The 274-nt window shown below is 61.7% G+C and carries 1 pseudogene; it reads right to left on the bottom strand.

Features of this window, described 5'->3' with window-relative positions:
* Positions 1–274 (bottom strand): annotated as a pseudogene (locus tag AAEZ18_RS18820) (hypothetical protein); the annotation flags it as partial.

Here is a 274-nt window from a genome sequence, read left to right as displayed (position 1 = left end):
GGTGTATGACGTCGCCACCAGTGCCCAGCTCACGGACCTGGTTTTCAGTGATCTTGTTGATCTGCGGAAACTCGCGGAACGCCAGCAGGCTGACGGTGCGGTCGTCCACCAGGCGCATGTCGCGATCGTTCAGCGCCAGCGCGTTGCGGGGCTCCTGCCCACTCGGGAAGATCACGAACAGGACGTTCTGGTCCCAGATTTCCTCGAAGCGCGTCCGGGTGAAGCTGATGTTGCCCAAGGCCGGATCGGCGACGAAGACGTGATCGTTGTAGAC

The organism is Pseudoalteromonas sp. 19-MNA-CIBAN-0066 (assembly GCF_040308705.1).
GTDB classification, from domain to species: Bacteria; Pseudomonadota; Gammaproteobacteria; order Enterobacterales; family Alteromonadaceae; genus Pseudoalteromonas; species Pseudoalteromonas nigrifaciens.
This window is presented reverse-complemented; position numbering and strand designations above follow the sequence as displayed.